The sequence below is a fragment of the Swaminathania salitolerans genome, from assembly GCF_007988945.1.
Taxonomy (GTDB): domain Bacteria; phylum Pseudomonadota; class Alphaproteobacteria; order Acetobacterales; family Acetobacteraceae; genus Swaminathania; species Swaminathania salitolerans.
Map to the genome: position 1 here is coordinate 80,463 of NZ_BJVC01000005.1, position 11,417 is coordinate 91,879.

Below are 11,417 nucleotides of genomic sequence, written 5' to 3' on the forward strand. Positions count from 1 at the left end.
CGGCTCACAAGGTCCCGGCAGACGCCTCATGCGGCCGGGCGGCCAGCACCGCGTCCATCAATCCGGGGAAACGGAAATCGAGATCGGCTCTTCGAAGGGAATTGAAATGCTGCACGCCCTGGATGCGTGTGCGCAGAAGACCGCTTTCCCTTAAAACCTGAAAATGATGGGACATGCTCGAACGCGGACGGCTTCCGAGCAGGGACGCGCAGGTCGCCTCGGGAACCGAACCGAGGTGAAAAACGATTTCAAGTCTGATGGGATCTGCGAGCCCGCGCAACACGCCCAGAAGGGTCAGGCTTTCGGTTGCAGGATGGTCGTATTCGGGCATGGGCGTGGTCCGGTTCCGGAAAATACGGGGAGGGGCTTGTCGATCGAGAGCCGCATCCCCATTCCTGATATAGTTCGATGAAAGTCGAATTAAACCCCATGAGATCATGAGGACCAACCATTATGACCACTCTGTTCGATCCGATCCAGCTCGGTGCAATCGATGCGAAGAACCGGATTCTGATGTCGCCGCTCACGCGTGCGCGGGGTACCCGGGCCCATGTCCCGACCGCCATCATGGCCGAATATTATGCCCAGCGCGCGAGTGCCGGCCTGATCATCTCCGAGGCGACCGGTATCAGCAGAGAGGGGCTGGGATGGCCCTACGCTCCGGGGATCTGGTCGCAGGAGCAGGTCGAGGCCTGGAAGCCGATCACCCGGGCAGTGCATGACAAGGGTGGCAAGATCGTCGTCCAGCTCTGGCATATGGGCCGCATGGTGCATTCGAGCGTCACCGGACAACAGCCCGTCTCCAGCTCGGCGACCACCGCCCCCGGCCAGATCCATACCTATGAGGGGAAACAGGATGCCGAGCAGGCGCGCGCACTGACCAGAGAGGATATCTCCCGGATTCTCGGCGATTACGAGGTGGCCGCTCGCAATGCCATGGCGGCCGGTTTCGATGGCGTCCAGATCCATGCGGCCAATGGCTATCTGATCGACGAGTTCCTGCGCGATAGCACCAATCACCGCGAGGACGAATATGGCGGCTCGCCGGAAAACCGGATCCGCTTCCTGCGTGAGGTGACGGAGCGCGTCATTGCGACCATCGGAGCAGACCGGACTTCGGTGCGCCTCTCGCCCAACGGGGATACGCAGGGCTGCATCGACAGCGCGCCCGAGACGGTCTTCGTGCCTGCTGCGAAACTGCTCAACGATCTCGGAATCGGCTTTCTCGAGCTGCGCGAGCCCGGCCCGAACGGCACGTTCGGCAAGACCGATCAACCCAAGCTGCACGGACCGATTCGCGAAGTATTCCGCAACCCTCTGGTGCTCAATCAGGACTATACGCGCGAGGAGGCGATCGAGACGGTCGCCAATGGCACGGCGGATGCGATCGCTTTCGGTCGCAAATTCATCGCCAATCCTGATCTTCCGCGTCGTCTTGCCGAAAATCTTCCGCTTCAGACCGACAACATCAAGACCTGGTACAGTCGTGGCGAGGAAGGCTATACCGATTACCCGTTTTATGACAAAGAATAACTTCGCGATAATTTCGTTAAAGTAATATTGACCGTGTGACGGTTTCGGGGTTCAGGGAGAAGCAACCCGTTTCTTTCTGGATCCCCCATGCGCATTCATTCTGCTCTGGCCGTTGCCTGTCTCTCGACCCTCTCGATTTCGGGAGCACTGGCCGACCCGCTGCCGGTCGTGGCGGTCAATCGCGAAATCGGCCTTTCGATGGCTGGATTGTTCGACAATCGGGTCAATGGCGGTTCTGCGATCGAAAACACGAATGCCACGAATTACACCCCCGCCTACACAGCGAGATATCACAGCCGTCATCGTCGTATCGGCTGGGTACCTGGCTTTCAGGTCGATGCATCGGGTATGTTCACGCTCGGCAATGTCGAGAATATCTATGCTGCGGCGCAGTTCGTTCTCGGCTCGGGCAGCCGCAACTACAAATCCAACTACACCTACACCGGGTCGCCTTACGGGAATTTCTCCGACGAATATGGTGGCGGATCGGGTTCGCACTCGACCTATACGCGCGGCGAAATCGGCAAGGGTTTCCTGGTGTTGCAGGACCGCCTTTTGCTGACCCCCTTTGCGCAAGGGGGCTATATCACCGAGGATGAATATGGCTATGGCGACGATGGATCGAGCACGTTCGTGGGCGCAGGCCTCAAAGCCGATTACGCCCTGACATCCCGCCTCGTTCTGCGTGGACGCTTCGGCTGGGCGGCCCAGCTGGAGCGGCGTTTCATGTTCCGCGGCGGGGTGCAGTCCCGCTGGGAGGGCGGGCTCGGTCTCGATTATCGCATGACGCGCCATTTCCACCTGATCGGTGGCGGAGACTATGTCTATTCCGATTACGGACACGGAACGACGCGTTATAGCTATGGCGGCGCTTATGGCGGCTCGGGGATCGAGTCCGCCGGTGCATACCAGAACGGTCTGGTGCTGCACACGGGCCTTGCCTATCGCTACTGATAGCAGGGCGACCGGATAGGCCACAGCGCCCTCTTCGACCGCTTCGGATTGCCGGGATCCGGAGCGAACAGTTTCAACGTCCCGGTTGCAGCGGCAGATTTCGCTGCAGCAGATCGCGATCGACAAGGATCCTGTCGGGCATGTCGACCGGTCCGATAAATCCTTTTCCTCTGGGGCCGTAACCGGCTGGCGTATCGTGCAGGCGCGCGACCTCCCCGAGGAGCAGGGTCAGATAACGCTCCTGCGACCAGGAGGCCATTGTGAGTGCCTCGCCGAGGCGGGGCACGAAGGGCGGGGAAGAGAAGAACCGCGCCGGGCGGTCGCGCCAGACATGGCGGAACGTCGCATCGGTACGGCGCTGCAGAAGCGGATCCTGCACCAGAACGACATGTTGAGGCCCGAGATCGAGTTCATCGAGCACGTCGCGTGTGAACGCGGCATTCTCGCCGGTATTGGTCGAGCGCGTTTCCAGAATGATCCGATCTCGGGCGAGCCGGGTATCGGCCGCGACGAGACGCGAGAGGAGTTCGGCCTCGGACAGGCCTGCGAGGGTCGAGGGGGCGCAATCGAGGCGGGAGGCGAGGGCGGCAACCAGCGGCGGGGTGGAATGGCCGATACCGCCCGTGATCAGCAGCAGGCAATCGTGCTGGCGCGCCAGCTCCGTCGCATGGTCCACACAGGACAGGACCGCGTTTCCGGCGAGGCAGACAAGGTCGATCCGACCGGGGCCTGCATCCAGGCTGATCAGGGCAAGATAGGCGGCGATGCGATCGGCGGCCTCCCTGATTCCGGATCGATCCAGAGCGGAAAAATCCGGATGTGTCATTTCTGTCCCGTTTCCTTTCTCACGCCCGGATGAAAGAGAGGCCGGACCGGGCCGACGTGGCGGCGCGCCCCGCAGAAGAGTGCGATGCCGGTCTTGCGACCGGATCGGCATGACCGTGCGTGCCGGAAGCACGGCATCACACCCGGGTCAGACGGTGAAATACTTGGCCCGCGGGTTGAGCACGACCAGTGCCGACGTCGATTGTTCGGGATGGAGCTGATAGCCATCCGAAAGCGAGATCCCGATGCGGTCGGCCTCGAGCAGCTTCAGAATGGGTTCCTGGTCCTCCAGACGCGGACAGGCGGGGTAGCCGAAGGAATAGCGCGAACCGCGATAGGATTGCGCCAGCATTTTCTCCATGTCGCGGTCATCCTCACCGGCAAAACCGAGCTCGGCCCGAATGCGCTTATGGGTGTATTCCGCCATGGCCTCGGCCATCTCGACCGAGAGCCCGTGCAGATACAGATAATCCTGATAGCGGTTGGCCTCGAACCAGTCCCGCGCCAGATCGGATGCTTTCTGGCCGACAGTCACCACCTGCAGACCCACCACATCGCGCTCGGCATCGTCGATGTCGCGCACGAAATCGGCGATGCATTCGCCATCTTCACGGGGCTGACGAGGGAGGACGAAGCGCGCGGCCTCGGTCACGCCATCTTCATGGAAGAGCACGAGGTCATTCCCTTCGCCCGCAGCCTTCCAGTAGCCGTAAATGGCCTGAGGCTTGAGAATGGCCTCCTCCGCACAAAGCGCCAGCATACGCTTGAGCACAGGGCGCAGTTCCTGCTTGGCATAGACCATGAACTCGTCGAGCGAGCGGCCCTGCTTACGAAAGCCCCACTGGAACTGATAGAGCGAGCGCTCGTTCAGGAAGGGCAGCACGGCGGCGGGCGTCGCCTCGACCATGCGGGCACCCCAGAAAGGCGGTACGGGCACGGGCTGCGTTCCGGCCACGCGGACACGACGGGCGCGCGCCGTTCCCTTGTCGATGGGGGCGAAGCCGCGTGTCTCGGCCAGTTCGGGCGCACGCTCGACCTTGCGCTGCTTGCCCGCCCGGCGGGTCTGTATGGCGCTCAGATAGTCGTCGAACTGGTCGTTCGCAACCTTGTCCATGAGCGACAGCCCATCGAAGGCATCGCGTGCATAGGCGACGCGGCCCGGCGTTTCGTTGCCGTAGGAGCGGGCGCATTCATCTTCCACATAGTTGCGCGTCAGTGCCGCGCCACCGAGGAAGACAGGAATATCGATGCCCTGACGCGCCATCTCCTCGAGATTTTCGCGCATGATCACGGTCGATTTCACGAGCAGGCCCGACATGCCGATGGCCTGTGCGTTGTGCTCTCGTGCTGCGGTGATCATATCGGCCAGAGGCACCTTGATGCCCAGATTGATGACGCGATAGCCGTTATTGGTCAGGATGATATCGACGAGGTTCTTGCCGATATCGTGCACGTCCCCTTTGACGGTGGCCAGCACCATCGTGCCGCGCGCCTGTCCTTCCACGCGTTCCATATAGGGCTCGAGCCAGGCCACGGCGGTCTTCATGGTCTCGGCCGATTGTAACACGAAGGGCAGCTGCATCTTTCCTGCGCCGAACAGCTCTCCCACAACCTTCATGCCGTCGAGCAGCACGGTATTGATGATCTCGAGCGGCGGCATGTCTTCCATCGCCGCAGCGAGATCGTCTTCTATGCCCTTGCGGTCGCCATCGACGATACGATCCTTCAGACGCTCGGCTGGCGTCTCTGCGCGACGCTTCTGAACGGCATCGGCAGCCTTGCGACCTGCGAAGAGCTCCAGCAGCTTCTGGAGCGGATCGTAATCCTCGCTGCGTCTGTCGAAGATCAGATCCTCGGCCACCTTCACTTCCTCGGCGGCGATCAGATGCAGAGGGCGGATCTTGCTGACATGCACGATGGCGCCCGTCATGCCGGCCTTGACCGCATGATCGAGAAAGACCGAGTTCAGCACGGCGCGCGCAGCCGGGTTGAGGCCGAAGGAAATGTTCGACAGCCCCAGGATGATCTGGATATCGGGGAAACGCTCGCGGATCATCCGGATGCCTTCCAGCGTCCAGATACCGAGCTTGCGATCGTCTTCAACGCCCGTGGCAATGGTGAAGGTCAGCGGGTCGATCATCAGATCGGATTGCGGCAGGCCGTGTTTCGTGCAGGCGAAATCGACCAGACGCTCGGCAATACGCAGTTTGTCTTCCGGCGTCTTGGCCATGCCCACTTCATCGATGGTGAGCGCAATCACCGCCGCGCCGAATTTGCGCGCCAGAATCATGCGATCCTCGGCATGGCCTTCGCCATCCTCGAAATTGATCGAGTTGATGATGGGCTTGCCGCCATGCAGCTTGAGCGCGGCTTCGATGACCGGGGTCTCGGTCGAGTCGATCACCAGAGGCGCATTCACCGAGGAGGTGAAGCGCGTGACGACCTCGTTCATCTCGGCGATTTCATTGCGTCCGACAAAGGCCGTGCACAGATCGAGCGCATTGGAGCCTTCGCCCACCTGTTCGCGGCCCACCCCTACGCAGCCATCCCAGTCGCCGGCTTCCTGCAGCTCGCGCCATTTCCTGGACCCGTTGGCGTTGCAGCGTTCGCCGATGGAGAAATAGGCGTTCTCCTGACGCAGCGGTGTCTGGGTATAAAGGCTCGCGACAGATGGCACCCAGTGATGGATGCGCTTGACCGGGGCGGGGCGATGAGCGGTCCCGCCACGTTTGCGAAGCATTTCGTCCAGCGCCTGGATATGCGGGGTCGAGGTGCCGCAGCACCCGCCAACGAGATTGAGCCCGTCCTCGGCGATGAAACGCTCGACCCAGCTCGCCATCTCACCGGGGGTGAGGGGGTAATGCGTGGCGCCGTTCACCAGCTCGGGAAGCCCCGCATTGGGCTGGATGGAAATCAGCCCGGGCCAGTTTTCGGACAGCCATTTCACATGTTCCGCCATTTCCTGCGGACCGGTGGCGCAGTTCATGCCGATGAGAGGCACGTCCAGCGCGTGGATGGTGGTGGCTGCCGCGGCGATATCGGGACCGACCAGAAGCGTGCCGGTGGTCTCGACCGTCACCTGCACGAAAATCGGGGCATCCGAGCCCAGCTCGCGCCTTGCCGCCTTGGCGGCATTGACGGCTGCCTTGATCTGGAGCGTGTCCTGACAGGTCTCGATCAGGAAGGCATCGACCCCGCCATCGATCAGGCCACGACATTGCTCGATGATCCCGGCCTCGAGCGTGTCGTAATCGATATTGGCGAGGCTGGGCAGCTTGGTGCCCGGGCCGATCGAGCCCACGACATAGCGATGACGCCCGTCGCTGAAGGTCTCGGCGGCCTCGCGCGCCAGCTCGGCCGATTTGCGGTTGATCTCGCGGGCACGGTCCTGCAGGCCGAATTCGGCGAGGGTGACGACCGAGCCGCCGAACGTGTTGGTCTCGACCATATCCGCCCCGACCTCGAAATAGCCGCGATGGATCTCGCGGATCAGCTCGGGCCGGGAGAGGGTCAGGATCTCCGTGCAGTTTTCCTGCCCCCAGTAGTCACGCTCGACCTCGAGATCGAGCATCTGGATGCGTGACCCCATCCCTCCGTCGCAGAGCAGAACATGGTCGCGCAGGGCATCGAGCAGATGGGGGCGTGTCATGGTAGCTGTAGGATCTCGTTACTATATGGAGTGGAATGGGATGCGTGGACATGAAGAGGGCATTGCTTGTTCCAGAGCCACCGCGGCCTGTCCAGAGCCGGGCCGGGCACCTATAACGGAATTAGGGGTTTCGAAGGAAGGATCTGTCATGGCGCCCGGCACGCGCATACCACTGACGGTGCGGACGGAAACAGCCGGTATGCCGGACGGATCCGCGATCGCTCACGCCAGTCTGCTTCTTTATGGCGTCGAGACGGACGCGACCGGCTGGGCGAGCGTGCAGAGGATCCCGCCGGGGCGGGCATCGGTCTTCGGGCACAGGGCATTCTGTACGTGCTGCGCCGGGCGTTTGCCGGTCGTCGATGCGCTTTACCGCCTGTTTCAGGAACGGGTAAGGCGCATGGATCACGCAGTCACCCACCTTGTCCTCATCTGTCGCGACGATCTGTACGAAGATGTCCTGACCGCGCTTTGCAAGGATGCGCTTATCCCGGCGCGTTACGAGATCCGGAATGATGGCGGCTTTACAAGATCTTACTGAAACTTTACGAAGTATATGTTTCCGATCGTGCAAGAGACAGGCACGGATTTCTTCGGATTTCATGATTTAACATTGAAACGGAAAATGCCGCTCGACAGAGGGTGGGGTTTTTGCGCTATTCGGACGAACGGACGTCCGTGCGACAGAGAGTAACACAAGAGGAAGCTTCGTGAACCAACCCGATGGCGCCGCTGCGGACAGCGAAACCCAGAATCCGGTCTATATCCGACTCCGTGCGGCGATGGCCGCCGCGAAGTATCACGGTCTGGATCTCGATATCCGCGACTTCGCCGCGGAGCCGAACGAGGCGTCGCCTTCTCCGGCCTCGCTGGCTCGCTGGCTCAACGGGAACGGCGCTGTGGCCAAGGGGATGCGCGTCAAGTGGCGTTATCTCGTCCGGTTGCAGAACACCCCGCCCATCGTGCTGATGTTCCGCGACGGATCGGCGGCGCTGATGGTTCGCGCCGATCCCGAGCGGAACATCGTCTGGCTGCGCGATCCGCTCGGAGACGAAGGCAGTATCCCTGTCGCCGTCGATGAGCTGCGCCTGTCCCAGGTCTGGACGGGCGACGTTCTTCTGGTCAAGCGCCGCAAGGATCTCTCCGAGGCCGATGCGCCGTTCGATCTGATGTGGTTCGTCCGGATCGTCATGCGTGAGAAGCAGTCGCTGCGCGACATCCTATTCGCGTCGATGGTGCTCTCCATCCTGCAGATCTTTCCGGCGCTGATCGTGATGCAGGTGATCGATCGCGTCGTGAACTACCATTCGATGTCGACTCTGGTCTCTATCACCGGCATCGTGGTCATCCTGAGTTTCTACGAAACCCTGCTGACCTATGCACGGCGCGAACTGACGCTGGTGATGACGACCCGTGTCGATACGCGCATCTCGATGCATGCGTTCAACCGGCTTCTCGCCCTGCCGCTGGAATTCTACGAGCGCGAGCAGACCGGGCGGATCCTGGGTCGTTACATGGCCATCTACAAGGTGCGCGACTTCCTGACCGGCAAGCTCATGAGCACGTTTCTGGACATGTTCACCCTTGCCGTGATCCTGCCGCTCCTTTTCTTCATGAGTTCGACCCTTGCCTGGATGACGCTTGCCTGTGCCGGGCTGATCGGGCTGATCATCGTCATCTTCCTCCCGCCCATGACCCGGATCTATAACCGGATGATCCGGGCGGATATGGAACGCAGCTCGATCCTGTACGAGACCGTGGCCGGCATCCGCACCGTCAAGACGCTGGCGCTGGAGGGAACGCGCCGCGAAAAATGGGACGAAACCACGGCCGATGTGATCCGCTGGAAGCTCGCGGCGGGGCGTATGCAGAACTGGCCGAGCACGCTGGTCATGCCGCTCGACATGTTCATCAATCGCGGCATCATCCTTGTCGGTGCCTATCTCATCCTGAACGGATCGAGCAGTATCCAGCCGGGTGCGCTGATGGCGTTCATGATGCTGGGCGGACGTGTGGCCCAGCCACTGGTCGGGCTTGCCAAGATCCTGGAGGATGTGAACGAGGTCATGACCTCTCTGGGCGAGGCCGGACTGGTGCTGAACCAGCCGACGGAGACGAAGGCCCTGACCACCGGGCTTCGTCCGCCGGTCAAGGGCGCGCTGTCCTTCGCCCAGGTCGATTTTTCCTATCCGGGTTCGACCGTCAAAGCTCTGAACGACGTGAATTTCGAGATTCCGGCCGGAACGATGCTCGGTCTCGTAGGGCGGTCCGGCTCGGGGAAATCCACGATCACCCGTCTGCTCCAGGGCGTCAGTCGCAACTATACGGGCTATCTGCGTCTGGACGGGGTCGAACTGCGCGAGATCAATCTCAATCATCTCCGTCGTTCCTTCGGCGTGGTGCTTCAGGACAACTTCCTGTTTCGCGGCACGGTGCGCGACAACATCACGGCCGGCCGCCCGGGTTACACGATGGACGACGTCATTCGCGCGGCGCGTCTGGCCGGGGCCGAGGAGTTCATCGATCGCATGCCCGCCGGGTACGATACGCCGATCGAGGAGGGGTCCACCAACATCTCGGGAGGGCAGAGACAGCGCCTTGCGATCGCGCGTGCCGTCATCAGCGATCCGAAGCTCATGATTCTCGATGAGGCGACATCGGCGCTCGATCCCGAGAGCGAGGCGCTGGTCAACGCCAATCTCCAGCGTATCGGCAAGGGGCGGACGATGGTGATCGTCTCTCACCGTCTGTCGTCTCTCGTCGATTGCGACCAGATCTGCGTGATGGACAAGGGCAAGGTGATCGACGTGGCGCCGCATGGCGTTCTGCTCGAGCGGTGCGAGATCTATCGTATGCTCTGGATGCAACAGAACCGGCACGAGAATGCAAATCGCAAGGGGGATGCCGGTCAGGATGACGATCCCATGCTGATGGATGAGGAATAAGCCATGAGCAAGAAGGATATGGTGCCCGGAAACGGCGACAAGGACTCCCGGCAGCTTCAGGGTCAGACCGGATCACAGGAGCAGCGTCACGGTCCCCGTCAGGCGGACGATCCGTACGCCCAGCAGGGTATGCCGCTTGCCCTGCTCGAGTTCCACTCGCCCAGCGCCGCCATGATCAACATGCCGCCGACGGCTTCCGCGCGGTATATCATCTGGGTCATCGGTGCCCTGTTCATCGCCGGGCTGGTGGCGGCCTCGGTCTTCCCCCTGAACAAGGTGGTGAGCACGCCCGGCCGGCTCGTTGCGGTCGATCGCAACCTGATCATCCAGCCGCTCGAGATGTCGATCATCAGATCGATCGATGTCGAGCTGGGGCAATATGTCAAGAAGGGTCAGGTGCTCGCCCATCTCGATCCGACGCTGTCCAAGGCGGATATCGTCAATCTCAAGGCCCAGCGCGATTCCTATCAGGCAACCCTCGACCGGTTGCGCGCCGAGGCGGATGGCAAGACCTACACCGCCGATCTATCCAATCCCGATTCGGTGCGTGAGGCTGCGGCCTTCTCACGTCGCAAGGCGGAATATACGGCGAAGATGGATCAGTACACCCAGGAGATCGCGGCCTTGCAGAGCCAGATGACCGGGGCTCTGGCCAGTGCCGCGATGCATCAGAGCCGCGGCCGGGTCGCGAACGAGGTGCTTCAGATGCGCCGTCGTCTGCAGGCCGATCAGGTCGGCAGCAAGCTGTCGACGCTCGGGGCGCAAAGCGAGCTCATGGAGGCCGAGCGCGCCCAGATCGAGGCGCAGCAGACGGCGGCGTCCACCAAGTCGAAGCTCGCTTCCGTGGAAGCCGAACGCGATGCCTATGTCGAGAACTGGAAAGCGCAGGTCTATACCCAGATGACCGAGGTCCAGCACCATCTCGACGAATCGGTCGGCGAATATGAAAAGGCGGATCTGCGCAACAAGCTCGTGCTCATGAAGGCGCCGAGCGACGGTGTGGTTCTCAATATCTCCAAACTCTCCGTCGGGTCGGTCATCTCTCCGGCGCAGGTGCTCATGTCGATCGTTCCCACCGGGGCCGCGCTCGAGATGGAGGCGATCCTCCGTGGCAACGATGCCGGGTTCGTCAAGCTGGGCGACCACGCGCTGCTCAAGTTCTCGACCTTTCCCTATACGCGTTATGGCGGGGCCGACGCGACAGTACGTCTGATCAGCGCCGATTCCTTCACCCCTGCCGATGCGAAGGGCGCCGCGATGGGGGAGGTTCCCTCCTCGGAACAGGATCCTTCGGAGAGCGGTTATTACCGGGTGCGGCTGCGTATCGACCGTTACACGCTTCACGGTGTCCCGAGCTTCTTCCATCCGATCCCGGGCATGCCCGTCACGGCGGATATCCAGGTCGGCAAGAGAACGATGATGCAGTATTTCTTCAGCAAGGTCATGCCTGCTGCGACCAACGGGCTCCGCGAGCCGTCTTGAAACCGGAACGTCGTCCGGGGAGGATATGG

Annotated in this window: 8 protein-coding genes; 5 read left to right on the forward strand and 3 right to left on the reverse strand. The window is 61.7% G+C overall.

Annotation, left to right across the window (positions count from 1 at the left end; all coding sequences use genetic code 11):
• Positions 1 to 4: 4 nt before the first annotated feature.
• Positions 5 to 331, reverse strand: a complete 327-nt coding sequence (locus SSA02_RS10395) for an ArsR/SmtB family transcription factor (protein ID WP_147094019.1) — start codon at positions 329 to 331, stop codon at positions 5 to 7.
• A 122-nt stretch (positions 332 to 453) separates the two neighbouring features.
• Here SSA02_RS10395 and SSA02_RS10400 point away from each other — a divergent pair, with 122 nt between their 5' ends.
• Both SSA02_RS10400 and SSA02_RS10405 read left to right on the forward strand, forming a co-directional pair.
• A complete protein-coding gene (locus SSA02_RS10400; protein ID WP_147094020.1) occupies positions 454 to 1,533 on the forward strand; it encodes an alkene reductase in 1,080 nt (359 codons plus the stop codon).
• 87 nt (positions 1,534 to 1,620) lie between these two features.
• Complete coding sequence (locus tag SSA02_RS10405) at positions 1,621 to 2,487, forward strand: hypothetical protein (protein WP_147094021.1); 867 nt, start codon at positions 1,621 to 1,623, stop codon at positions 2,485 to 2,487.
• Positions 2,488 to 2,560: 73 nt separating this feature from the next.
• Here SSA02_RS10405 and SSA02_RS10410 read toward each other — a convergent pair whose 3' ends face one another.
• Both SSA02_RS10410 and metH read right to left on the reverse strand, forming a co-directional pair.
• The gene (locus tag SSA02_RS10410; protein ID WP_186807765.1) at positions 2,561 to 3,313 is read right to left on the reverse strand and encodes a YdcF family protein; all 753 of its coding nucleotides are present in this window, start codon (positions 3,311 to 3,313) and stop codon (positions 2,561 to 2,563) included.
• A 147-nt stretch (positions 3,314 to 3,460) separates the two neighbouring features.
• Positions 3,461 to 6,961, reverse strand: a complete 3,501-nt coding sequence (metH, locus tag SSA02_RS10415) for a methionine synthase (protein WP_147094023.1) — start codon at positions 6,959 to 6,961, stop codon at positions 3,461 to 3,463.
• A gap of 148 nt (positions 6,962 to 7,109) precedes the next feature.
• Between metH and SSA02_RS10420 the strand changes: the two genes are divergently transcribed.
• From SSA02_RS10420 to SSA02_RS10430, 3 genes are all read left to right on the forward strand, one after another.
• Entirely contained in the window at positions 7,110 to 7,502 is a 393-nt protein-coding gene (locus SSA02_RS10420) for a hypothetical protein (RefSeq protein WP_147094024.1), read from the forward strand.
• A gap of 241 nt (positions 7,503 to 7,743) precedes the next feature.
• Positions 7,744 to 9,906 (forward strand): peptidase domain-containing ABC transporter, encoded by a 2,163-nt coding sequence (locus SSA02_RS10425; RefSeq protein ID WP_147094148.1) that lies wholly within the window; start codon positions 7,744 to 7,746, stop codon positions 9,904 to 9,906.
• Positions 9,907 to 9,909: 3 nt separating this feature from the next.
• The gene (locus SSA02_RS10430) at positions 9,910 to 11,388 is read left to right on the forward strand and encodes an HlyD family type I secretion periplasmic adaptor subunit (RefSeq protein WP_147094025.1); all 1,479 of its coding nucleotides are present in this window, start codon (positions 9,910 to 9,912) and stop codon (positions 11,386 to 11,388) included.
• Positions 11,389 to 11,417: the final 29 nt, after the last annotated feature.